This window comes from Actinoplanes sp. NPDC049598 (assembly GCF_040675435.1).
Taxonomy (GTDB): Bacteria; Actinomycetota; Actinomycetes; order Mycobacteriales; family Micromonosporaceae; genus Actinoplanes.
In genome coordinates, this window is the sequence record NZ_JBFAOX010000017.1 from 178,335 (window position 1) to 201,646 (window position 23,312).

The window sequence follows — 23,312 nt, forward strand, 5'->3', positions numbered from 1 at the left end:
TCACTTGCCCGACATCACCGGAACAGGCTCAGATCCACCGTGTCGGCGATGGCCTGCATGCCGGCGTCGTCGGGGTGCAGGTGGTCGCCGCTGTCGTAGCCGGACCGGTAGCGCGTCTGGTCGCCGGGGTCGTGGGTGGCGGCGTCGAGGTCGATGACGCCGTCGGCGCCGCTGGAACCACCACGGATGAAGGCGTTGACGGCGGCGCGGCCGGTCTCGCCCTCGGCGCTCCAGTAGCCGGCGCCCTCGAAGGGCGTCAGCGTGGAGAGGAAGATCTTGATGCCGGCGGCGTGGGCCCGCGTGACGAGGTCGCGGAGGGCCGCGGTCAGCTCGTCACCGCTGGGGCGGTCGCTGCCGAGGTCGTTGATGGCGGCGTCGGAGACGATCACCCACTTGACGCTGGGCTGGGCCAGCGCGTCGCGCTCGAAGCGCTTCCGCACGCTGTCGCCGGTGCCGTCCTTGAGCAGTTTGTTCCCGCTGATGCCGGTGTTGAGCACCCCGACCGTACGGCCGGAAGCGCTCAGCCGCCGGGCCAGCAGGTCGGGCCAGCGCTTATTCGCCCCGAAGGCCGAGTCGAAGCCGTCGGTGATGGAGGCGCCCAGCGTGACCACCGCGCCCTCGGCCGCCGGGTTCTGCACGTCGACGCCGGAGAGGAAGTAGTAGCTGTCGGCCGTCTCGGCGTCCTGGATCGTGGCGTTGGTGGTCTGGTCGTTCCAGCCCACGTAGTTGTGCCGGTTGGCGAACGCGTGCTGGGTGGTGGCCTGGCTGCCGTCGGGCAGGTACGCGCTGACCGCCACGTCGGCGCCGGCCGGCAGCTCGAAGTCGACGGCGTCGCTCTCGGCGGTCTTCCCGGCCTCGATCCTCACGCTCGCCGCCCGGTTGAAGGTGACGGCGGTGGACGTGCCCGCGTCGATGGCCGCGTCGCCCTTGCTGACCGCCACGTGGATGTTGGCCACGGTCAGCGGGCCGGTGCCGAACTCGTTGGACAGCCGGATCCGTACGGTCGAGCCGCCGATGCTGGTGTGCACGATCTGGCGCACCGTCTGCTTCTCGAAGGAGCGCCCGCCACTCTGCACGGCCACCGCCCAGCTGCCGACCCACTGGGCCGGGGTGTCACTGGCCACGGGGCTGGGCCGGTTCGTGGTCTCCGGGGCCGGTGCCGGCGTCTTGCTGCAGGCCGCCACGGCGAGGACCGCGAGAGCCACCAGCACCGCCAGTGTGGTCTTCCTGGTCCCTGTCATCGGCCCCACGGTACCGAAGTCGATCACGGCGTCCCGCGATGTGGGAGTGGGGAGTGACAGACCTGGTGAGCCGGGGCTGTGTATGGTCAAAACATCATCATTCGGGCTGATCGGGCGGCTGGGCATGGACCTCGACGTGCGGCCGGCGCCGGCGTCGGGGCTGACCGGGGCGGAGGCCGCGGCGCGCCGGCGCCGGGGTGAGGCGAACACCACCGGCAAGGGCGGCGGCCGCAGCTACGCGACGATCCTGCGGACCAACGTCTTCTCGTTCTTCAACATCATCCTGTTCGTGATCGGTGTCGCGCTGTTGCTGCTGGGGCGCTTCAGCGACGCCCTGATCAGCGTCGGGCTCGGTCTGATCAACGCGGTGATCAGCGCGCTGCAGGAGATCCGGGCCAAACGCAAGCTCGACCGGCTGCAGCTGCTCGACCGGGCCACGGTCGTCGTCGTGCGCGACGGCCGGCCGATCGAGGTGGCGCCGGGCGACGTGGTCCGCGGCGACCTGCTGCGGGTGCGGGCGGGCGACCAGATCGTCGTGGACGGCCCGCTGCAGGAGGGCGGCCGCATCGAGGCCGACGAGTCGCTGCTGACCGGCGAGTCCGACCCGGTGGTCAAGGCGCCCGGCGACGACCTGCGCTCGGGCAGCCTGTGCGTGGCCGGGGAGGGTTTCCAGCACGCCCGCGACGTCGGCCGGCACAGCTACGCGGGGCGGCTCACCACCGAGGCCCGGCGGGCCACGACCGATGACACCCCTTTGCAGCGGCGCATCGAGTTCGTCGTACGGCTGGTCATGGCCCTGGCCCTGCTGATGAGCCTGACCATCCTGGCCCAGGCCGCGCTCGAGGGTTTCAGCCTGCTGCGGGTGGTGCAGATGGGCGCGGTGCTGTCCGGCCTGGTCCCGTACGGCCTGTTCTTCCTCATCGCCGTCGCCTACACCGCCGGAGCGGCCCGCATCGCCGGCCAGGGCGCGCTGGTGCAGCAGGTCAACGCGGTCGAGTCGGTGAGCAATGTGGACGTCGTCTGCACCGACAAGACCGGCACGCTGACCACCGGGCGGCTGGCCGTGGACGAGATCGTGCCGCTCGGCGGCTACGACGTGGACGACGTCAAGGAAGCGCTCGGTTCGCTGGCCCGCACCGGCCAGACACCCAACCTCACGACCGCCGCGCTGGCCGCGGCGCTGCCGGGGGAGCCGTGGCCGGTCCGCGACGAGGTGCCGTTCGCGTCCTCGCTGCGCTGGTCGGGCATCACCACCGACACCGTCACGTGGGTTCTCGGCGCGCCCGACGCGCTGGCCGGGAAGCTGCAGTGGGCGCTGCCCGAGGAGGAGGTGACCTCGCGGACCGGCCAGGGGCTGCGGGTGCTGCTGCTGGCCCGCGCGGCCGGGCTCGGCGAGCGCCTGCACGACGATCAGGGGCGGCCGGCCCTGCCGGCGCTTCAACCGGTCGCCTTGGTCGCGCTGGCCGACGAGTTACGGCCCGAGGTGGCCGAGACCGTCGCCCGGTTCCGCGCCGACGGCGTACGGCTGATCGTGCTCTCCGGTGACGATCCGCGCACCGTGGCCGCGCTGGCCGCCCGGGCCGGGCTCGACCCGGGAGAACCCGTACCGGGCAGTCGCCTTGACGCTCTTGACGACGACGGCCTGGACCGCCTCGTCGAGAGCACCACCGTCTTCGGCCGCGTGGCCCCCGAGCAGAAGGAACGCGTCGTCGCCGCGCTGCGCCGCCGCCACCACTACGTCGCGATGATCGGCGACGGGGTGAACGACGCCCGCGCCCTCAAGGGCGCCCAGGTCGGCGTGGCCATGCGCAGCGGCAGCGCCGTCACCCGCGACGTGGCCGACATCGTGCTCGTCGACGACTCGTTCGCCGCGCTGCTGCCGGCCCAGCGCGAGGGCCGCCGCATCCTCACCGGCATCGGCGTCTCCCTCTACGTCTTCCTGGCCCGGGTCGCCTCGCAGGGGCTGGTCATCCTCGCCGTGACCATGCTCGGGCTCGGTTTCCCGTACTCGCCGGCCCAGGTCGGCCTGACCCTGCTGACCGTGGGCGTGCCGACGTTCTTCCTGACGTTCTGGGCCAAGCCGCTGCCACCGGACGAGCACCTGCTCGGCAACATGGCCCGATTCGTCATCCCCGCCGCCGTGGTCACCGGCGGCTTCGGCACGGCCATCTACGCGCTGTTCTACCAGCTGATCGAGGAGGGCTTCTCCGACGGCCGGACGCCCGCCGACATCATCGACCAGTGGGAGCGCTACACCGGCCTGACCTACGGCAGCGACACCGACTTCGCCGTCGCGGCCGCCACGATCGGCGCCCAGACCGGGCTGTCCACGTTCTTCTGCCTGGCCTCGTTCGTGCTGATCCTGTTCCTGGCGCCGCCGCACCGCTTCTTCTCGGCCTGGACCGCACCGGTCCCGGACCGGCGGCCCTTGTTCCTGGTGCTGGGCCTTGTGGTGGTCTTCTTCGCGGTGCTGGTCGTGCCGGTGCTGTGGAACTACTTCGGGCTGGCCGGTCCGGCCGAGCCGACCTTCGAGGTGGTCTTCCCGATGCTGGGCCTGTGGTTCGTCACGTTGAGCTGCTTCTACCGCTTCCGGGTGCTCGACCGGGTGCTCGGCCTGGACAACCTGCCCTGATCATCCGGGCCGGGTGTGGCAGCCTGGCGTCATGGTCTTCGATGGGCTGCCGGGTTGGCTGGAACCGGGGCCTCTGCGCGGGACTGACCGTCGCCGAGCCGGCCGGCGGCCGCGATCCCGGGCGGCTGGGCGACGATGACGGAGGAGCAGGTCTACCGCCTGCTCCTGGATCGCGCGGAGGAGCCCGTAGCGGTTGATTGTGGCTCGGGCGTTCCGGGTTCTGCGCTCGGAGACCCCCCAGCGCCTGTAGACCCGGGTCAGCGTTCGTCCTCCCGCTCCTGAACGCGGGCGCCTGGCGGCAGGTTGAGATGCTGTACGGCATGACAGCGCTCCGCATTCGCACGGGTGGCACCGAGTCACCGACAGTCCTGTTGCTGCACGGCCTCGGCGCGACGGCCGACGTGTGGACCGGGCTGCCGGAGGGGCCGGGCGACCAGGCGTGGGTGGCGCCCGATCTGCCCGGGCACGGGTGCTCGGCCGGCCTGGACGAGTACTCGTTCGCCGCGGTGGCCGAGGCGGTGGCCGGCCTGATCGACCCGCGGGGGACGGTCATCGTCGGGCACTCCTTCGGCGGGGTCGTCGGGCTGCAGCTGGCCGGGAAGCCGGGCGTGCGGGCCGTCATCGGGTTGGGCATCAAGGTGTCCTGGTCGGACGAGGAGCTCGCCAAGGCCGCCGCGATGGCCGAGCGGCCGGCCCAGACGTTCTCGACGCGCGAGGAGGCCGAGCGGCGGCACCTGCGGGTGGCCGGGCTGGCCGGGCCGGCTCCGGAGGCGGCGATCGCCGAGGTCGACGGCGGGTGGCGTACGACGTTCGACCCGCGCGCGTTCGGTGTCGGGGCGCCGCCCATGGCCGAGCTGCTGGCGGCCGCCCCGGTGCCGGTGATCCTGGCCCGCGGCGAGAACGACCACTTGGTGACCGCCGAACAGCTCGAGGCGCTCGGTGTGCGGCCGTACGACCTGCCGGGCCTCGGGCACAACGCGCACGTCGAGGACCCGGCGATCGTACGGGCGCTGTTGTCTAGGGTTTGATCCCCAGCACAGCGCCATTGGCGCCGGGCGCGTCGAAACGGACCGTGCGCACCTCGGTGAAGCCGGCCCCGGTCAGCCACTGCGCGTACTCGGCGTCCGAGTAGTTGCGGCCGCCGACCGTCTCCACCAGCATGTTCATCCCCATCAGGGCGGCCGCGGGCGGGCCCGTACGGTCGGCGTCGAGCAGCAGCTCCGAGACGATCACGAGGCCGCCCGGCTCCAGCGCCGCGAACGCCTTGGCCAGCAGGCCCCGGTTCGTCGCCTCGTCCCAGTCGTGCAGGATCATGCTGAACAGCACGACATCGTGCCCGCCGGGCAGCTTCTCGTCGGCCTGGAAGTCGCCCGGCGCCGTGCCGATCCGCCCGTCCAGACCCGCCTCGGCCACCTTGCGGGCGGCGAGATCACAGACGTGCGGCAGATCCAGGACCGTCGCGGCGAGCGCCGGGTAGGTCCGGCACAGTTCGATGGGGTACGCGCCGGCGCCGCCCCCGACATCGAGCAGCCGCGCCCGGTTCCCGAGGTCGACGGCCGCGCCGAGCGCCCGCGCGGTGAAGATGGACGTCGAGTACATGGCGTCCCAGAACGTCGACAACATCGCCGGATCGGCAGTGTCGAACATGGACTCCTGCGTCGCGGGATCCCACGTGAGCGGGCGGTCGGTGTGCAGCGCCTCGCCGATGCGGTGCCACGGCAGATACGTACGCTGGTCGCAGTAGGTCACCTGGCCGCCGAAGTAGTACGGCCGGCCGCGCACCAGGAACTCCTCGGCCAGCGCCGAATTGCGGTAGCCGTCGCCGTCGCGCTCCAGCAGCCCGAGCGACGCGCAGGCGGCCAGCAGCAGGTCGGCCGGCCGCTCGGGCAGGCCTATCTCCTCTTTGGTCAGGGTGCGCCCGCCCGCGAGCCGGGTGAACAGGTCCAGTTCGACCGCGGCGGCGAACGTCTTGAAACTCCAGAACCCGGTGACGAGCTCCATCAGGGGTGTCGGGGTCAACATGGACCGATCATGTCGTCAGGACGAGTTTGCCGGTCACCCGGCCCTGGGCGAGGCGGCGCATCGCGGCCGGGGCCTCGTCGAGCGGGTAGGCCCGCTCCAGCGGCGGGTTGGTGAGTTCGCTCAGCGCTTCGAGGTCGGCCCGGCGGGTCAGCGCGATCGGGGCGCGCAGCGTCTGCTTCGTGAACGGGGAGACGGCGAACAAGGTGAGGTTGCGCTCGAGGCCGCCGAGGAAACGGCCGCCGTCCTCGCCGCCGGCGATCGCGAGCGTGCCGCGCGGTTTGAGCAGGGTGCGGAGCTCGGCCAGCGGCCGGTTCCCGCCGAGATCCACGACCAGGTCGTAGCGGCCGCGCAACGGCTCTTTCGTGTAGTCGAGCACCGTGTCGGCGCCGAACCCGCGTACCGCCTCGGTCTTGCTTGTGCTTGTCGCCGCAGTGACCCGGTCGCCGCGGGCGTGCGCGAGCACGACGGCGAACGCGCCGACCCCGCCCCCGGCCCCGATGACCAGGACCTCGCCGCGGCCCTCGGCCAGCATCAGGCGGGCGGTCGCCCCCGAGGTGGGCATGCTGGCGGCCTGCTCGAACGTGAGGTGGGCGGGTTTCTTGACCAGCCGGCCCGGCCGCGCCGTGGCGAATTCCGCCCAGGCGGCGCGGCCCGACCCGAACACTTCGTCGCCGGCCCGGAACTCGGTGACCTCCCCGCCGACCGCGGCGACCCGGCCGGCCAGATCCATGCCGATCGTACGGTGGCGCGGCTTCCGGAGACCGAATCCGAGGCGGGCGACCAGCGGCAGGCCGGTCATGGCATGCCAGGCGCCGCGATCGACGCCGGCCGCCCGCACATCCACGAGCACGTCCTTCGGCCCGGGCTCCGGTCGCGCCACCTCGCCGAGGCGGAGCACGTCGGCGTCTCCGTACACGTCCTGAACGATGGCTCTCATGGTGGCTCACCTTCCGGGTACTGGAACACGTCGTCGAGACCCACGCCGAAGACGCGGGCGATCTGAAAAGCCACCTCCAGCGACGGCGAATAGCGCCCCTGCTCGATGGCGATGACGGTCTGCCGGGTGACGCCGATCCGGTCGGCCAGCTGCGCCTGCGTCATCTCACCGTGCGCGAAACGCAGCGACCGGATCGCATTGGTGATGCGGGTCGGCTTCACCACGGGTGAAACCCACGGCGGTACGCGAAAATCTTCGCCGTCGAGCCCAGCACGGCCGACAGCACGAACGACAGGTAGATGACGTTCGCTATCCAGAAGTAGCGAGCCTCGGCCAGCGCCAGCAGCATCGCCGACACGGCCCCGGCGACCACCAGCGACTGTCCGATGTGGTCGCCGAAGCGCCCGATCTCCCGGTCCCGCTGATCGGTCCGCCGGTCCTTCCCGAAGAACATGCCCACCACGATGTTGACGACGATCGCCCCACCCACGGTCCAGAGCAGCGCCGGCCCATAGCCGAGCCCGGCGGCCAGCAGCACCAGGTAGACCGCATACCCGAGCAGGCTCGTCACCGCGAGACTCCAGGCCCGTCTCTCTTCAAGAGGCATGTCTCGAATGTAAAAGATCCCAGACTTCAGGTCAAAGATCTTTGACATGATTCTCAGCGTGATCTCAGCTGACGGTTCGGTGCCGCGCCACCGCATCAACGGGAATTGATCTCGCTCCCGGGTTGCCGCGGCAAACGATTGAGGTGAGGATCGATCTCAATCTCCCTCGGGTTGGAGGCGGTACCGTTGTCCCTGCTCACCGCGCTCGACCGCCAGCACACGGTGGCGCCGGCCGGGTACAGCCGGTGGCTGATCCCGCCGGCTGCGCTGTCGGTGCATCTGTGCATCGGTCAGGTCTATGCGACCAGCGTCTACAAGAACTCGTTCATCGCGCACTTCGATGCCAGCCAGACGGCGATCGGCGTCATCTTCAGCATCGCGATCGTCATGCTCGGCCTGTCCGCGGCGGTCGGCGGCACCTGGGTGGAGGCGAACGGCCCGCGCAAGGCCATGTTCGTGTCGGCTTGCTTCTGGGCGGCCGGCTTCCTGGTCAGCGCGCTCGGCATAGCGACCAGCCAGCTGTGGCTGGTCTACGTCGGGTACGGCTTCCTCGGCGGCATCGGGCTCGGCATCGGCTACATCTCGCCGGTGTCCACGCTGATCAAATGGTTCCCGGACCGTCCCGGCCTGGCCACCGGCCTCGCTATCATGGGCTTCGGCGGTGGCGCGCTCATCGCCAGCCCGGCCTCCCGGCAGCTGCTGTCGCTGTACGACTCCGGCTACGACTCGAACGTGGCCACCTCGGTCGCGTCGGGCCGGGCCCTGGTGCTGCTCTTCCTGACCCTCGGCATCGGCTACTTCCTGATCATGATGTTCGGCGTGGCCAACATCCGGGTGCCGGCCGACGGGTGGAAGCCGGCGGGCTGGGATCCGGCCTCCGTACGCGAGAAGCCGCTGGTCACCACCGCCAACGTCTCGGCCGCGAACGCGATCCGTACCAAGGCCTTCTGGCTTTTGTGGGTGGTGTTGTTCTGCAACGTGACGGCCGGCATCGGCATCCTCGAGCAGGCCAGCCCGATGATCCAGGACTTCTTCCGGTCGGACGGCGTCTCCACGGTCAGCGTCGCCGCCGCCGGCGGCTTCGTCGGTGTGCTGTCGCTGTTCAACATGGCCGGGCGTTTCGCCTGGTCGACCACGTCCGACCTGATCGGCCGCAAGCCCATCTACATGATCTACCTGGGCGTCGGCATGGCTCTGTACCTGCTGCTGGCCCTGGTCGGCGATGTCGCCACGGCCCTGTTCGTGCTGCTGGCCGGCGTGATCCTCTCCTTCTACGGGGGCGGCTTCGCGACCGTGCCGGCGTACCTCCGGGATCTTTTCGGCACCTACCAGGTCGGCGCCATCCACGGCCGCCTGCTGACCGCCTGGTCGGCCGCCGGGGTGGCCGGTCCGCTGATCGTCAACGGTTTCCTCGACCAGCAGGGCAAGCCGGGCACGCTGACGTCGTCGGCCTACCAGCCCGCGCTGCTCACCATGGTGGGTGTGCTGGCCGTCGGCTTCATCGCCAACCTGCTCATCAGGCCGGTTCCGTCGACCTACCACGAGCCCACCGCTGCCCCGGCGAAGGAGGCCGCCGCATGACCACCGAGAACAGCACCACCACGACGACCAGCACCGTCCGCCTGGTCGTGTCCTGGCTCCTGGTGGCGGTGCTGCTGGGTTACGGCATCGTCCAGACCGTCATCACCGCGGCCAAGCTCTTCGAGTAGAGCCGTATCCCCGGGCCGCTGCTGAGGGCGGCCCGGGGAGCGGAACTGTCATGCTTGTCAGAGCGGCAACCATGGACGACGCGGAGGCGCTGGCCGAGGTTCACGTGCGGACCTGGCAGACGGCGTACCGCGGGCTGGTCCCGCAGGACCACCTCGACCGGATGGATCCGTCGACGCGACGAGACGGCTGGCGCCGGCGGATCCAGGACAATCCGACGGGCACTCTCGTTCTCGAGGACGACGATCACGGTGTCGCCGGCTTCATCAGCGTGTCCCCGAGCCGGGACGCCGACACCGACCCGCGCCTGATCGGCGAGGTGCAGGCGATCTACGTGTCGCCGGGCCACTGGGACCGGGGCGCCGGCCGGCTGCTGATGCGTGCGGGCCTGCGACGCCTGCATGAGGCCGGCTTCGAGCAGGTGATCCTGTGGGCGCTGGAGACCAATCAGCGCGCCCGGCGCTTCTACGAGCGAGGCGGCTGGCGTCTCGACGGCGCCACCAAGACCGACGACTCGCGGGGTTTCCCGCTGGTCGAGGTTCGGTATCGATTCGGTCCCGAGGGGTGGCAGGCGTACAGGTGATCACCAGGTGTTTGCTGCCGATGTGCAGATGGTGGATGTCGACCTTTGCAGGCCCGGATCATGTCGTACGCATGTTCGAAGATGGGCGACGTGCTGATGGAGGTAGAGCAACTTTGTGACGGCGCGGCGAAGCTTGCCGCCGCGCCGTTGTGGCCCTTGGCCGACGACGAGATTGTTGCCTGCCTGCGCGCGGCGTACCGGCTGGAACAGGCCGCCACCGTGCTGCAGGCGCGGCTGGCGCACCATGCCGAGACCCGGGGCGTGCCGGGCGAGCAGGGGCATCGTGACCTCACCGGCTGGGTGCGCTCACAGCTGCTGCTCGACCCGCGCCCGGCCCGTGACCGGGTCACATCGAAGACGACATCAGAGCCGGCCGGCTCCAGCCCCACGACCGCATCCCCACCGAAAACGACATGCATGCCGAGTGGGGCGTGGCCAGAACAACAGCACGATGGGCGGTAAACCTGCTACGCGAACGTGGCTCGGTCTACACCGTCCCTCAGCGGGGCTCCTTCGTGAATCCGGGCTGACCCTGCCCGGCTGCCATCTACTTAGAGGCTGGTGGCCAGACATCGCAGCGAAGCTTGCTTGGCGGCGTAGGCGGGGGGCCAGGCTACGTGCTGGCCGTCAACTATTTCTGCTGGGCGAAGGCCGGGCGATACAACTTTGACGCCCTGATCCACATTGGTGACTGCCCGGCGAGGAACCTATCGAATCATCACAAATCCTCACCATCACCCTAAGTTTACGCATCATTACAGTATGTCTTTACGTCGCACAGCGTCGCCTGTAATATCACGGTCAATCACGTCCATGATTGGGATGGTGATGCCGTGCCAAGCAGCGATTCTGATGCGGTAATCCCTTATTCACGAGTGCCTGATGGAGCGGGGACCTTCCGCTACCGCGAGGCGCTCAATGCCGCACTTGCTGACTTCATTCGCGAAATAAAGCCCCGCCTTGACGGTACCGGAGAGCCGGAAGCTCAGCTCTCCGGCCCCATCGAGCAGGTGTTCAAGAGCGTCGTGACGTCGCTTGGCCTGGACCTGGTAATTTACGGTCAATCTCATCTCCCAGAATTCGGCGTGAAACCCGATTTCGCCCTAAAAGTTGCGGGCAGTTTGGCCGGCTACGTAGAGCTGAAAAGGCCAGGAAAAGGGGCCGATCCAACACAATGGTCGCCACGAAGCCATGACGGACGCCAGTGGCAACGATTGAAAATCTTGCCAAATGTGCTCTATACAGACGGCTACGAATGGGCACTCTATCGAACTGGAGCGCGTGTCGGTGACATTGGGCGTCTCCCTCAGATATCGCGAGGCAAGAGTCCGATTCTTCGTTCGTTCGATTTTTCGGACGTAGGACGGATCATTCACAATTTTGTATTGTGGGAACCAAGCGCTCCCCGAACCCTGGATCAGTTGGTTAGGTCAATCGCCGGACTGTGTCAGCTATTGCGGGACGAGGTTCGTGAGGCGCTAAAGTCTGAGAAAGCCGGCGAACGAACCAGGTTGTTCAGCCTTCTGGCCGAGGATTGGCGAAACATCCTTTTCCCCGATTCTTCGGACGAATCTTTCGCGGACGGTTATGCGCAGACCGTAACCTTTGCTCTACTGCTCGCTCGAGTCGAGGGGATTGATTTTAATAACCGCAATATTTCGGAGATAGCACGCCTGCTGGGCCACCGTCGTGCCCTGATGGGTAAAGCTTTGGGAGTACTCACTGATGAATTTGTCGGAAAATTCGACGTTGCGGTAGACACGTTGGTTCGCGTGATTAGCGCAGTTGACTGGCGGAAAATCGACGACGGGACGGGGCAGGCCTACTACCGTCTCTACGAACCGTTCTTAACAATGTATGATTCGAAACTACGCCAAAAGACCGGCTCTTACTACACCCCGCCTCAGATCGTCTCATTTATGGTTGGGTTTGTAGACAATATACTTAAAAGCAATTTCGATAGAGACCGCGGCTTCGCCTCTCCGGATGTCGTAGTAGTCGACCCGGCGATGGGGACTGGGACATTTCTGACTGAAGTTGTTAAACACGTGGCAAAAACTATCGAAGAAGAGGAAGGAGTCGGAGCGGTACCGGCACAGTTGAAATCCTTGACAAAGCGATTGATCGGACTGGAAAAGCAAATCGGTCCGTTCGCCGTTGCCGAATGGCGCATGCATGCGGCGTTGAAAGAGGAAGGCGGTGTCTCGGCACGAGGACTTCGGCTATACGCGGCCGACACTCTAGCGAACCCATACGTCAAGGAAACACGGCTCCCGGCTGGCTATGAACCCATTGCTAAATCACTTCGAGCCGCAAATCGCATGAAGCGCGATGAACCTGTTATGGTCGTAATTGGCAACCCGCCGTACGGCGACAAAGCCGGCGGTTTGGGCGGTTGGGTGGAAAGTGGCGATTCAGCTGCTATGCAACCATCTTTGCTGGAGCAGTTTCGCGCTGAAGGCAACGGCCGTTACGAATCAGTCCTGTCAAGCCTCGGGATCTACTTCTGGCGTTGGGCCACCTGGAAAGTCTTTGATGCACACCCCGATGCGCCTTCAGGTGTTGTTGCCTTTATCACGACCTCACGGTACACAAGTGGTCCAGGATTCGCTGGAATGCGGGAGTATCTTCGTAGAAACGCAAACGAAGGATGGATTATCGATCTGTCGCCCGAAGGGCATCGTCCTCCCGCGAACACACGCGTATTTCGTGGTGTACAACAACCCCTCTGCATCGGAATATTTGTCCGTCGCGGTAAGCCAGACGTACTTTCGTCGGCCAAGGTGCACTACCTAGCTGTAGAAGGTGATTTGCATACAAAGTTTGATCGTTTATCTAATTTAGGGCTGGAAACCGGCGGTTGGCAGGAATGTGCAGAAGAATGGCAAGCGCCGTTCGCACCAAAATTCGATGATCAATGGACGCAGTTTCCCGCTTTGAAAAACACTATGCCTTGGTCATCACGCGGCGTCACGACGGGCCATACGTGGATTCACGCCCCAGATAAAGATGTGCTTTCTGACCGGTGGGAAATTCTCATGGGCAGTGCAACAGATCGCAGACGAGAGTTGTTCGGGGAGAGTCCTCAACTAGGCATCGACGCGATAGCTGATCCCCTCCCGGGAGTTTCAGCCAGTCGTCGCTCCATCGCTTCAGAAAATGGGCGACACCTTGAGCCCGTCGTGTACGGCTTTCGGTCATTCGACCGTCAATGGATCATCCCAGACAATCGCTTGATGGCTCGTTCGCGTCCTCCTCTTTGGGCCGTCCGTTCCAATAAGCAGGTCTATTTGACTGAGCTCCATTCGGAACCGCCGACGAATGGTCCGCCGATTACTTTTACCGCGCATGTTCCCGATATCCATCACTACAGAGGGAGCGGTGCAGGTAGGGCCATTCCTTTGTACAGAGACTCCGCGGGAACGGATCCAAATTTCGCGCCTCGCTTAATTGAGTTTCTGTCAAGAGCACTCGGCTTGTCCATTAACGAGCACGACCTACTTGCGTATATCGCCGGCACTGTTTGCCATGGCGGTTACACCGAAAAGTTCTCAAGATCGTTATCTTCCGGCGGTGGCGTTCGGGTACCGCTCAGCTATGACCCTGAATTGTGGGATTCTGCCAAGAGGATAGGGCGCGAGGTGTTGTGGCTGCACACTTTCGGCGAGCGATATGCGGCAGAATATTCTGGATCGCAATCGCTCATCCTGCCGCCCAAGGATCGTCCCCGTGTTGTGCGCGCTATACCGGACGACGAAATGGGCATGCCTCGAGATATTGAGTACGATTTTGGCCAGCAATTGATCAGAATTGGTGACGGCGAGATACGTCCTGTGCTTCCTGCGGTCTGGGAGTACAAGGTTGGCAGCATGCAAGTAATTAAGAAGTGGTTCGGATATAGAAAGAAAGAACCGGCCGGGAAACGATCAACGCCACTCGATTCAGTGCACACCCGAGAATGGAGTTCGACGAGTACCACACGCCTGCTCGAGCTCATTAACGTCCTCACTCGAGTGGTTGAGTTGGAACTAGCTCAAGCCACTTTGCTCAATGCCATCTGTGGAAGCCAGCAGATAACAGACAGTGATTTGGCCAGTGCCCAGATTTTCCCCACGCGGCCGGAGCGAGGTCGCGCTCCTCGCGTTGGCGGAACGGATGGCGGGCAAGGGACCCTCATCTAGTTCGTCACGTGCCGGTGGGGGACCGGCAACGCGGCCATGGTGGGCTCGGCCGCCTGTAGCTGGGTCACGATGCCGGCCAGCCCTTGGGCCAGGGTGTCATGGATGTCGCGCGCAATGCGCTGCCGCTCTTCGACCACCCCGGCCTCGCGGGCGTGCGCCAGCAGCCGCGCGTGCAGGCCGGCGTTCTCGGCCAGCGCCGCCGCCAGCTGAAGGTTGGCCCGGTGCAGCTCGGCCAGCACCCGTTCTGCCTCTGGTTGCGCACGTCGGTGAGCTCGCTGAAGTAGAAGAGCGCACTCGCCAGCACGATGCTCAGGACGCTGATGGCCAGCCACTGCCACCAGCCGCCGGCCAGGAGGCCGGCCGCGCCGCCCCAGGTAGGCCGCCGACGAGATCGTGGCCGTGGCGGCGACGCCGGCGTAACGCCAGCGGCCCCGCAGATAGACGAACGCTTGGGGGTAGCCGGTGAAGGTGAAGAAGGCAAAGAACGGGGCGATCGCCACCAGGCCGGCGGTCAGCGCCATCAGGCCGGCGTAGTACAGGCCCATCAGCGGCCGGTTCTCGTGCCATTCCGGATGCCGGGTGTGGAAGAACAGCAGCCAGAGCGCGGCCGCAGTGACCAGGGCGGCCACCGGAATGCTCCGGCTCGGCGGCAAGAGCGTGAGCACAGCGCTGACGGCGAGCAGGACGTACGGCAGGGCGTTGAAGACCGTGATCTCCCGGCGCTCCCCGCGGTCGAACTCCTCACGCAGCTCGGCCTCGATGCTCACGGGCCCTGGATGACAGCCCTGGTGACGTGAGGACCAGGGTGTTTCACGGGCGCGGGCCAGGGCCGGCGTGACAAGGCTGGGAGGTGTCCTGAAGGCACCGTTGGGGGAGTGGCAATGTCCGAGCAGATCCGGCCGTTCACTGTGCAGGTTTCCAAAGACGCGCTCGATGATCTACAGCGGCGTCTGGCCGCTACGCGCTGGCCGACGCGGGAGATCGTCGGGGACCGGTCGCAGGGGGTGCAGCTGGCCACGTTGCAGGCTTTGCGGCAGTACTGGGCGACCGAGTACGACGGCGGGCGGGTGGAGGCGCGGCTGAACGCGCTGCCGCAGTTCGTCACCGAGATCGACGGGGTCGACATCCACTTCGTGCACGTCCGGTCAGAGAACGAGCACGCGTTGCCGCTGATCATGACGCATGGCTGGCCCGGTTCGGTGATCGAGATGCTCGACGCGGTCGGGCCACTGACCGGCTCGTTCCACCTCGTGCTGCCGTCGCTGCCCGGGTACGGCTTCTCCGCTGAGCCGGCCGAGGTGGGCTGGGATCTGGCCCGCACGGCCCGGGCTTGGGCGGAACTGATGCGGCGGCTGGGCTACACCCGGTACGTGGCTCAGGGCGGCGACGTCGGCGCGGGTGTCACCGACGCGATGGGGCGGATCGGCCCGGACGGGCTGATCGGCATCCACACCAACCTGCTCGTGCCGGCGCTCAACGACCCGGCCGCGCTGCCGAACAGCACGGACGAGGAAAAGGCGGCCCTGGCCGCGATCAAGACGTTCCAGACCAGCGGCAACGGCTACTTCGTGGAGATGGCGACCCGGCCCCAGACCATCGGTTACGCCCTGCTCGACTCGCCGGTCGCCCTGGCCGCCTGGATGATCGATCACGACACCGACGCGTACTACAAGATCGCGCGGGCGTTCGTCGACGGGGAGCCGTCGGGCAACCTCACCCGCGACCACATCCTCGACAACATCACCGCGTACTGGCTGACCGGCACCGGCGCGTCCGCGGCCCGCTCGTACTGGGAGGCGTACGGACCGGACGCGCCCGGCGCGGGCGCGCAGCCCTTGCCGGATCCGCGAGTTCCGGTCGGGTTCAGCGCGTTCCCCGGTGAGATCTGGCGGACGCCGCGGAGCTGGGCCGAGAAGGCCTACCCGACGCTCAACTACTACGGCGCGGCCGAGCGCGGCGGCCACTTCGCGGCCTGGGAGGAGCCGGAGCTGTTCGCGGCGGAGTTGCGGGCAGCGTTCAGAACAGCGGCGCCGTCGACTCTCGGGTGATCAACCGGGCCGGGATGGTCTCGGTGCCGGAGCCCGCGCTGCCGGCCAGGATGTTCCAGTTGTCGAAGCCGATCACGGCCACCTGGGACGGGACGTCGTAGCCCTCCTGGTGCAGCACGTCGAGCACGCCGCGGGCGATCTCGTCCGAGCCCGCGCAGCGTGCTCTACGTGCCGCGGGTAGGTTGGGACCATGGCGGGCCGGCGTTACAACTGCTCGTGCGGCAAGAAACGCTACCGCGACGAGGAGTCCGCCCTGGCTGCCGCCGCGGCGGACACCGAGGCGTACGACCAGACCGTGACCGTCTATCGCTGCCCCGGCGGGCTGGCCTGGCATCTGACCGCGCACGGCTTCGTTCCTCAGGCCCTGCGCTCAGCCGGCCGCCGCGTCGCCTACGCCCTGCTCACGCACGAGTCGCTGGCCTGGTCGTCCCTGCCCGCCCGCGACACCCGGGCCGCGCACCGCATCGTCGCCCTCGGCCTCGCCTCCGCGGACCCGTTGCGGGCGATCGACCGCCCCGGCCTGACACGGGTCGTCCAGATCGGCCTCGACGCCTACGCGGCCCGGCGATAAGTGACGGTGCGCCCGGCGTCGCGAAAACCGATGCGGTGGTACAGCTCCCGCGGCACCGGGTAGGCCGCATCACCCCGAGGGCACACCACGGCGAGGGTCGCGCCGGCCTCCCGCATCGCCCGCAGACAGGCCAGGCTCACGGCAGCGCCGAGCCCCCGCCGGGCATGCTCGGGATCGGTGCCGACCGGCTCGAGCAGGGCCACCCGGTTGGCGTCGTCGTACCAGCCGAGCGCGGACGCCACCAGGCTCCCGCCGGGCGCCTCCACCACCAGATCGAGATCGCGCCGGTAGGGCCAGGTGTCCGAGATCATCCGATAGCGCTCGGCCGTCATGCCCGACTCACCGTCCCCGAGATCCACCGGCGGCACCTGCAGCTGCCCGAGCCACTTCGGCCGCCACGCGGCCCGATGCACCGCGGCCCGCTCGGCTGTCTCCTCGGCCCGGATCGCCCGCACCCGGTAACCGTCGGGCAGGATCGGCTCCGGCAGGTCGCCGTCCAGCTCACGGACGCAGTGCCGGAAGTACGGCCCGTCGACCTCGCGATAGCCGAGGCTCCGCAGCTCGCCGATCAAGGCGGCGTCGGTGTCCATGGCGCTCACCGTCCGCTCAAGCGCACCCGCCGTCTGATCGAACCAGCGCAGAACCGCCGGTACCAGCGCCGCCGGCGCATGCAGCTCAAGACTCCCCGGCGGCGTCAGCCACGCCCACGCCACGACCTCACCACTCGCGTCCCGCCACATCTCCACCGTGCGATCCGCGAACGCCGGCCGCTGCCACGCCAGATCCCCCACATGCCAGTGACTGTCCAGCGTCCAATCACGTTGAACGGCCCCCTGCATCAGCCTCAGATCCTCATCCGCCACGGCGTGATTGTGCACCATCCCGCGGCTCCGCTCAGGCGCCGCTGGCCAGTTCGCGGAAGGCCGCTTCGACCGCCGCCTCGGCGGTCGTGACAGTGGTGGGACGCCGAGCCCGTACTGCGCCGGTGTCGATCGGCCAGGGCCGCAAACACACCGTCGGCTTGCCGTCCCGCGGGGCGAGACCGATCTCGGTGAGCGTTCCCCAGTTGCAGCCGACGCTGATGACGGCGTGAGCCGACCGTACGAGGAGCACATTACGCATCTGGCCGATCCCCGTCGGGATGACAACCGTGGCTCCCGGGTTCTGCTCGAGCGAGTTCTGATGATGGGCGCCGGGGGCGAGACTGACGGCCGTCCCGCCGACTCCCACGGCCCCGTCGGTGGCCGCTCGCATGACCCCACCCAGCCCTCCGGTCAGCAGCACCGCCCCGCGCCGGGCGATCTCACGGCCTATGTAAGCGGCGTCCGCCAGATCTTGATCGGACGCTTCCGTGTTAGGGCCGATGACAGCGATCTGCATGCTCACGTCAAGGACCCGGCCTGGCGGTCGTGAATGGCGTCGACATCCCGGCGGACGAAATCGGCAAACGGGCCGTCCGCTGCGAAGAATGTGGGCAGCTCACTGTGACTGCCCATATTGCTGGTCGCGTACATCCGCGCTATGACGCGCACCGTGACCGGCACGTGGAGATCGCCGGCGAGCCGCCGCCCGTGAGAATCGTATTTGCGTGAGTCGAAGACATATCCCGAATAGGAGGGCCCCGGCGCCGGAACGACGCCGTAACGCACCCGGTGGCGCAAGTCCGGGCGTCCCGGCCCCGCGCCCAGCGCTTCGTCAAGCTTGCGCGGGACGTCCCGGACCCGGCCGGTGAAGCCGGGAACGTCGGTGCCATGCCGCGCGCTCAAGGCCGTCATCAACGCCGTCGTAGTCTGCGGGAGATAGATGAAAATCCGCGCCTCGTCGTCCCGCTCCAGCCAGTCACGCAGCCGCCGGCCGTAGACATCGCCCCAGAACCGTTCGTACAGGAACATCATCTTGAGTGTGTGCGCCTGAGCCAGGTATCCACTGGCGTCCGGCTCCGACAGCGCGGCCAGGTCGGTGCGCGCGATCTGCATGCGGTTCTCGTACTGCGGCAGCACGACGCTGCTCATCAGCCGCTGCTCCACGCTGGCCGCGATCTTGTCTGACGCGGACAGCCCGAGGCTTTCCACCCGGCTGGCGACGAAGAACGCGATCAGCGTCGCGATCAGGCCGGGCAGGATCGCCACGCCCAGTGCCAGAACGCCGTCCCGTAAATCGAACGGGCCGGGTTCCTCGACGGGATCGCTTCCCCCGAGCCCCAATGAAAGGAGGAAGACGGCGGAGAGGATGCCGGCCAGCCCATCTGGACGCCCGGCATCCTGCCCGACGGGCCGCGCCGGTGGGTGGCGCCGGCCCGTCGGAGAGGTCAGCTGCAGGTGGCGCCGTTGAGTTTCACGGCGGTGGGGGCGGCGGTGTTGCCGGTGTGGTTGGCCTGGTAGCCGATGCTGGTCGAGCCGCCGGGCGGGATGGAGCCGTTGTAGCCGGCGTTGGTCGCGGTGACCGTGCCGCTGGACGGGGTGTAGGTGGCGCTCCAGCCGGAGACGATCGTCTGGCCGGCGGCCAGGGTGAAGGTCAGCTTCCAGCCGTTGATGGCGGTGGTGCCCGTGTTGGCGATGGTGACCGTGTTGGTCAGGCCGGTGTTCCACGCGCTGACCGCGCTGGTCACGCGGCACGCGCCAGAGGCGGGCGGCGGGGTGGTGGCCGGCGGGGTGGTGGCCGGCGGGGTGGTGGCCGGAGGCGTCGTCGGAGGGGTGCCGCCGGCGGCGCTGATGATGGCGTTGAGGATGCCGGGCTGGGTCACCGTGTTCGCGCTGCGGTTGAACAGCCCGAAGCCGTACTGCCCGTTGTAGCCGTTGTCCCAGTAGGCGGTGGCGGCGCCGTACTTCTTGGCGGTGGCCACCACGGCGCGGGCGTAGTCGGCCCGGTAGGTGTTGTTGGCCGAGTCGAAGTTGGTCTTGTCGATCGAGCCGTACTCGCCGACGAACACCGGGTAGCCGCGCGTGACGAAGGCGTCGTACGTCTTCTTCAGCTGAGTGTCCAGGTAGTCCTCCTGGCCCCAGGTCGACTTCTTGGCGGCATTCGTCGCGGCCGCTCCCCATTGGGTGATGTTGCCGTCCTCCTGGCCGGTGAAGTCCCAGGGGTCGTAGTAGTGCACGGAGATCATGAGCCGCTGCTCGGTGCTCGGGATCGAGGTCGACCGGTATTTGTCGGTCGGCAGCACGAAGCCGTAATTGCCGGTGGTGTATTCGATGTTCGTGTTCCAGCCGGGGACGAGCAGCCAGCGTGAGGCGTTGGTGCCGCCGGTCTGGCGGACGGTGTCCACGAACAGCTGGTTGTACGCGTTGATGTTCGAGTAGCAGGGTGAGGTCGGGTTGCCGTACTGCCCGTCGAACTCCTCGTTCATGGACTCGAGGATGAGGTGGTCGTTGTAGCTCCGGAACTTCGCCGCGATCTGCTGCCAGGCCTTCTGGTACTTCGCCTTGATCGTCGTCTGGTCGGCGGCGTCGCAGATCAGCCAGGAGCCGGCCACGGATTTGTAACCGTCGCCGTGCATGTTGATCACGACATAGAGACCCTGGCTGTACGCGTAGTCGACCACCTCGGTGATCCGGTTCAGCCAGGCCGTGTCGATCGGGTAGTCCGGGCCGGCCCCGATCTTGCCCAGGTAGGAGACCGGGATGCGGATCGTCTTGAAGCCGGACGCCTTCACCCGGTCGATGAGGGCCTGTGTGACGACCGGGTTGCCCCACGCCGTCTCGCTGGGGACGCCGTTGTTGCTGGCCTCGAGCTGGTTGCCCAGGTTCCAGCCGGCGCCCATGTCGGTGACCAGCTGGGAGGCGGTCAGCTGGGCGGTGACGTCGGCCGAGGCGGGCCGCGTCACGCCGTACACGGCGCCGGCGAAGGCCAGGCCGGCGGCGAGCAGGGCGAGCCCGGCCCGCCTTACTGTCGTGCTCATCGGGGGTCCTCTCGTGCGGTCCCGGGCGCGCGGAGCCGGCGGTGTCTCCGGTGCGCGCCCGGCGGCGGTTGTCGCCGTGACCCGCCCATCGAAACGCTTCGATGCTTAACCGGTCAAGAGGAACCGCCGAATCAAACCCGGAACTGGCCCACCAGCACCCGCAGGCCGTTGCTGAGGCCGGACAGCTCCTGGGTGGCCGCCTTGATGTCCAGGACGCCGTCGCTGGTGCTGGTGGCGCTCGACGAGATGGCGGTGATGGCGCCCGCGATGTCGGCCGAGCTGGCGCTGGAGGCGGCGATGTCGCGGCACATCTCGTCGGTGGCCGCGGTCTGCTGCTCGACGGCCGCCGCGACGGCGGCCTGGAAGTCGCCGAAGCGGCCGGTGATGTCGACGATCTCGCCCACGGCGGCCGCCGCGGCGGCGGTGTCCTGCTGGATGCTCTGCACCATCGTCGTGATGTTGTCGGTGGCGCTCTCGGCCTCCTGCGCCAGGTCCTTGACCTCGCCCGCCACGACCGCGAAGCCCTTGCCGGACTCGCCGGCCCGGGCCGCCTCGATGGTGGCGTTGAGGGCGAGCAGGTTGGTCTGCTGGGCGATGGCCGTGATGGCCTGGACGACGTCGCCGATCTGCCGGCTCGATGCACCGAGCCGGTCGATGAGCTCGTGGGTGGCCCGGGCCGCCCGCACGCTCTGCGCACAGACGTCCGCCGCTTCCGCGGCGTCCGCGGAGACCCGCTGGAGGGCGTCGCTCATCTTCGCGGTTCCGGCCTCGACGGTACGGACAGTGCCCAGCACCTCGTCCGCGGCGAGCACCACCTCCCCCGATTGCCGGGAGGTCTTCTTCGCGTCGACCAGGATCTGGATCGCGGATTTGGTCAGCGTCTCGCTGGCGTGGGCGACCGTCGCCGCGGAGGCGCCGATCTCCCGTACGGTCGCGGCGATCTTGCCGACGAAGGTGTTGAACTCGCGACCGGCCCGGGTGAACTCGTCGTGTCCGCTGGTCTCCAGCCGCCGGGTCAGGTCGCCCTCGCCCTCGGCGATGTCGGCCAGCCGGTCGCCGAGCGCGGTCAGCGGCCGGATGATCGAGAGGCCGAGGGCGACGGCCAGCGCGACCGAGATGAACAGCATCCCGATGCCGACCACGGTGGCGACCCGCCGCGTGGTGGTCGCCGTGTCCCGGGCCCGGCTGAGCGCGGCCGCCTCGGTCTCGCGGGCGCTGGCCAGCAGGCTGTCCGACCCGCTGCGGATCACCGCGTAGATCTCCAGGCCCTGGCCGACCACGAGGTCGTTGGCGAGCTCGGTCCGGGCCGGGGTGCCGGCCCGGTAGGCCGCGATGATCCGGTCGTCCATGTCCTCGAACTGGGCCAGGCCGTTGCGGATCTTCGCGACGTCGGCCTGCTCGGCCGGGGTCTGGGCCAGCGCGGCCATCGTGTCGAGCTCCTGGTGGAAACTCTTCATGGCCGAGAGGTACGCCGAGCGGGTCGTGGCATCGTCGTCGGTGGCGTCCTTCGCGCCGCGGACGATGTCGAACGCGTACCCGGCCTGCCAGCCGCTGACGTCGGTGACCCGGAATTTCAGCTGCTGGGCCGCGTCGAGCTGGGCCTGGGTCCGGGTCAGCTCGGTGGCCGTGACCCGGGTGCCATGGGCCGACCACAACGCCGCCGCCCCCACCGCCACCACGCACAGCGAGAGCAGCAGGAAACCGATGACCAGCCGGGTCGTCACGCGCACCCGCCGAAGGACGCTCACGACCCAAATTATCCCTTTTTGTGGCGCTCAGCGGCCGCCGTTCCAGACTCCTTCCGAGGTCGGGCTGATCTCCGGCAGGCTCACTACCAGGTCGAACGCGTCGGCGACGGGCACTTCGAGGTAGGAGTCGAGCAGCCGGATCCGGTCCGGTCCGTTCCGGCCCCGCAACGGGCGCAGGTCGGCGATCGTGGGCTGCGGGCCGAGGAAGTCCTCGACACTGCCGGGCACGGGCGGCTCCAGCGGGACCGCGATGGTCTCCGCGCCGGCGGGGGCGTCCGGAGCGGGCCGGCGGGTCGGGGTGACACCGCCGTACGCGGTCAGGCCCACGGCCACGTACGCGTCGCCGAACTCGGCCGCCAGATGACTGCCGAGCGTGTCGAGACCGGGGAAGACCCGCTGGATGTGCGTGTTGGCGGCCGCCACGACGATCTTGCGGTGCCCTTGACCGCGTACCCACCCGATCGTCTCCGCCATCGCGGCGTCCCGCATGTTCAGCAAGAAGTCGCCGGCCGCCTGGGCCCGGAGCATCTGGTCGAACAGCACGAGCAGGCGCAGCTCATGGCGCGCCTCGGCCGCGTCGCGGTGCTTCACGGCGAACCGGGCGCTCAACTCGGCCAGGGCGACCGTGAGCCCGTCCCGGTCGGCCCGCGGCATCGCCCGGTAGGCGGCCAGCGCCGGCATCGTGTACGCCCCGGCGAAAGTGTCCGCGTGCCGGCGTACGGCCGCAGTGTCCTCGATCTTGTCCAGATGATCGAGGGCCGGCGTCATCGAAGCGAGGTCACCCGGCAGATCCAGGCCGTAGTAGGCGACCCCGTTACGGCGGGCCCAGGACAGCAGATGCTGCATCTCGGAATTGCGGCCGAAACGGTAGGTCATCGCGCCCTCGGGAAACGCGCCCTGCCCGTCCCAGCCGGTCAGGGCCAGCCCCTCACTGAACCCGGACTCCATCACCAGCGCCGTGAAGCCCTTCTCCTCGACCAGATAGTGCAGCAGCTGATGCCGAACCAGGTCGTACTCGCGGACGTGATGGGCCGACTCACCAAGCGCGACGATCTCGGCGTCGCCCACCGCCGACAGGGAGATGTTCACCGGCCCGAGCCTAACGTTGGCGATTGACCGGCCTCGCTCCGGACGGTG

The 23,312-nt window shown here is 67.9% G+C and carries 23 protein-coding genes; 10 read left to right on the forward strand and 13 right to left on the reverse strand.

Annotated elements, in window-relative coordinates; genetic code table 11:
- Nucleotides 1–14: 14 nt before the first annotated feature.
- A complete protein-coding gene (locus AB0J66_RS33245) occupies nucleotides 15–1,241 on the reverse strand; it encodes an SGNH/GDSL hydrolase family protein (protein WP_364669184.1) in 1,227 nt (408 codons plus the stop codon).
- Between the two features lie 82 nt (nucleotides 1,242–1,323).
- Here AB0J66_RS33245 and AB0J66_RS33250 point away from each other — a divergent pair, with 82 nt between their 5' ends.
- Complete coding sequence (locus AB0J66_RS33250) at nucleotides 1,324–3,873, forward strand: HAD-IC family P-type ATPase (protein ID WP_364669187.1); 2,550 nt, start codon at nucleotides 1,324–1,326, stop codon at nucleotides 3,871–3,873.
- Nucleotides 3,874–4,193: 320 nt separating this feature from the next.
- Nucleotides 4,194–4,901, forward strand: a complete 708-nt coding sequence (locus AB0J66_RS33255; RefSeq protein WP_364669190.1) for an alpha/beta fold hydrolase — start codon at nucleotides 4,194–4,196, stop codon at nucleotides 4,899–4,901.
- Here the strand turns inward: AB0J66_RS33255 and AB0J66_RS33260 are convergent.
- Genes AB0J66_RS33260 through AB0J66_RS33275 form a run of 4 tightly spaced genes read right to left on the reverse strand, consistent with a single transcriptional unit; the run spans nucleotide 4,891 to nucleotide 7,439 of the window.
- Nucleotides 4,891–5,895, reverse strand: a complete 1,005-nt coding sequence (locus AB0J66_RS33260) for a methyltransferase (protein ID WP_364669193.1) — start codon at nucleotides 5,893–5,895, stop codon at nucleotides 4,891–4,893. The two genes, AB0J66_RS33255 and AB0J66_RS33260, sit on opposite strands and share 11 nt — an antisense overlap.
- 7 nt (nucleotides 5,896–5,902) lie before the next feature.
- Nucleotides 5,903–6,832 (reverse strand): NAD(P)-dependent alcohol dehydrogenase, encoded by a 930-nt coding sequence (locus AB0J66_RS33265; protein ID WP_364669196.1) that lies wholly within the window; start codon nucleotides 6,830–6,832, stop codon nucleotides 5,903–5,905.
- A complete protein-coding gene (locus AB0J66_RS33270) occupies nucleotides 6,829–7,056 on the reverse strand; it encodes a helix-turn-helix transcriptional regulator (protein ID WP_364669198.1) in 228 nt (75 codons plus the stop codon). Before AB0J66_RS33270 ends, AB0J66_RS33265 begins: the two co-directional genes overlap by 4 nt.
- The gene (locus tag AB0J66_RS33275) at nucleotides 7,050–7,439 is read right to left on the reverse strand and encodes a hypothetical protein (RefSeq protein ID WP_364669201.1); all 390 of its coding nucleotides are present in this window, start codon (nucleotides 7,437–7,439) and stop codon (nucleotides 7,050–7,052) included. The genes AB0J66_RS33270 and AB0J66_RS33275 overlap by 7 nt, the downstream gene beginning before the upstream one ends.
- Nucleotides 7,440–7,631: 192 nt before the next feature.
- On the opposite strand from AB0J66_RS33275, the gene AB0J66_RS33280 reads away from it, so the two are divergent.
- The 6 genes from AB0J66_RS33280 to AB0J66_RS33305 all read left to right on the forward strand — a co-directional run bounded on the left by AB0J66_RS33280 (nucleotide 7,632) and on the right by AB0J66_RS33305 (nucleotide 13,910).
- Nucleotides 7,632–9,020, forward strand: a complete 1,389-nt coding sequence (locus AB0J66_RS33280) for an OFA family MFS transporter (protein WP_364669268.1) — start codon at nucleotides 7,632–7,634, stop codon at nucleotides 9,018–9,020.
- On the forward strand, nucleotides 9,017–9,148 hold the full coding sequence (locus AB0J66_RS33285; RefSeq protein WP_364669204.1) for a hypothetical protein: 132 nt from the start codon (nucleotides 9,017–9,019) through the stop codon (nucleotides 9,146–9,148). Before AB0J66_RS33280 ends, AB0J66_RS33285 begins: the two co-directional genes overlap by 4 nt.
- Nucleotides 9,149–9,219: 71 nt before the next feature.
- Entirely contained in the window at nucleotides 9,220–9,729 is a 510-nt protein-coding gene (locus AB0J66_RS33290) for a GNAT family N-acetyltransferase (protein ID WP_364669207.1), read from the forward strand.
- Between the two features lie 81 nt (nucleotides 9,730–9,810).
- Nucleotides 9,811–10,191, forward strand: a complete 381-nt coding sequence (locus tag AB0J66_RS33295; protein ID WP_364669210.1) for a hypothetical protein — start codon at nucleotides 9,811–9,813, stop codon at nucleotides 10,189–10,191.
- On the forward strand, nucleotides 10,125–10,259 hold the full coding sequence (locus AB0J66_RS33300; RefSeq protein WP_364669271.1) for a GntR family transcriptional regulator: 135 nt from the start codon (nucleotides 10,125–10,127) through the stop codon (nucleotides 10,257–10,259). Before AB0J66_RS33295 ends, AB0J66_RS33300 begins: the two co-directional genes overlap by 67 nt.
- 303 nt (nucleotides 10,260–10,562) lie before the next feature.
- Complete coding sequence (locus AB0J66_RS33305) at nucleotides 10,563–13,910, forward strand: type ISP restriction/modification enzyme (RefSeq protein ID WP_364669213.1); 3,348 nt, start codon at nucleotides 10,563–10,565, stop codon at nucleotides 13,908–13,910.
- Here the strand turns inward: AB0J66_RS33305 and AB0J66_RS33310 are convergent.
- Nucleotides 13,907–14,677 (reverse strand): histidine kinase, encoded by a 771-nt coding sequence (locus AB0J66_RS33310; RefSeq protein ID WP_364669215.1) that lies wholly within the window; start codon nucleotides 14,675–14,677, stop codon nucleotides 13,907–13,909. The two genes, AB0J66_RS33305 and AB0J66_RS33310, sit on opposite strands and share 4 nt — an antisense overlap.
- A gap of 114 nt (nucleotides 14,678–14,791) precedes the next feature.
- Here AB0J66_RS33310 and AB0J66_RS33315 point away from each other — a divergent pair, with 114 nt between their 5' ends.
- On the forward strand, nucleotides 14,792–15,958 hold the full coding sequence (locus tag AB0J66_RS33315) for an epoxide hydrolase family protein (protein WP_364669218.1): 1,167 nt from the start codon (nucleotides 14,792–14,794) through the stop codon (nucleotides 15,956–15,958).
- On the opposite strand, the gene AB0J66_RS33320 is transcribed toward AB0J66_RS33315, so the two are convergent.
- Nucleotides 15,927–16,265 carry a substrate-binding domain-containing protein gene (locus tag AB0J66_RS33320; protein ID WP_364669273.1) on the reverse strand — a complete coding sequence of 113 codons (339 nt, stop codon included), beginning with the start codon at nucleotides 16,263–16,265 and terminating at the stop codon, nucleotides 15,927–15,929. The two genes, AB0J66_RS33315 and AB0J66_RS33320, sit on opposite strands and share 32 nt — an antisense overlap.
- On the opposite strand from AB0J66_RS33320, the gene AB0J66_RS33325 reads away from it, so the two are divergent.
- Nucleotides 16,149–16,529, forward strand: coding sequence for a hypothetical protein (locus tag AB0J66_RS33325; RefSeq protein ID WP_364669284.1), 381 nt, complete (start codon nucleotides 16,149–16,151; stop codon nucleotides 16,527–16,529). The genes AB0J66_RS33320 and AB0J66_RS33325 overlap by 117 nt on opposite strands.
- Here AB0J66_RS33325 and AB0J66_RS33330 read toward each other — a convergent pair.
- From AB0J66_RS33330 to AB0J66_RS33355, 6 genes are all read right to left on the reverse strand, one after another.
- On the reverse strand, nucleotides 16,511–17,392 hold the full coding sequence (locus AB0J66_RS33330) for a GNAT family N-acetyltransferase (RefSeq protein WP_364669221.1): 882 nt from the start codon (nucleotides 17,390–17,392) through the stop codon (nucleotides 16,511–16,513). The two genes, AB0J66_RS33325 and AB0J66_RS33330, sit on opposite strands and share 19 nt — an antisense overlap.
- A 31-nt stretch (nucleotides 17,393–17,423) precedes the next feature.
- The gene (locus tag AB0J66_RS33335; RefSeq protein ID WP_364669276.1) at nucleotides 17,424–17,909 is read right to left on the reverse strand and encodes a dethiobiotin synthetase; all 486 of its coding nucleotides are present in this window, start codon (nucleotides 17,907–17,909) and stop codon (nucleotides 17,424–17,426) included.
- 2 nt (nucleotides 17,910–17,911) lie between these two features.
- A complete protein-coding gene (locus AB0J66_RS33340; protein WP_364669224.1) occupies nucleotides 17,912–18,658 on the reverse strand; it encodes a hypothetical protein in 747 nt (248 codons plus the stop codon).
- A gap of 179 nt (nucleotides 18,659–18,837) precedes the next feature.
- Nucleotides 18,838–20,427, reverse strand: coding sequence for a cellulase family glycosylhydrolase (locus AB0J66_RS33345; protein WP_364669227.1), 1,590 nt, complete (start codon nucleotides 20,425–20,427; stop codon nucleotides 18,838–18,840).
- A gap of 131 nt (nucleotides 20,428–20,558) precedes the next feature.
- Nucleotides 20,559–22,175 (reverse strand): methyl-accepting chemotaxis protein, encoded by a 1,617-nt coding sequence (locus AB0J66_RS33350; RefSeq protein ID WP_364669230.1) that lies wholly within the window; start codon nucleotides 22,173–22,175, stop codon nucleotides 20,559–20,561.
- A gap of 27 nt (nucleotides 22,176–22,202) precedes the next feature.
- The gene (locus tag AB0J66_RS33355; protein WP_364669232.1) at nucleotides 22,203–23,264 is read right to left on the reverse strand and encodes an erythromycin esterase family protein; all 1,062 of its coding nucleotides are present in this window, start codon (nucleotides 23,262–23,264) and stop codon (nucleotides 22,203–22,205) included.
- Nucleotides 23,265–23,312 lie beyond the last annotated feature (48 nt).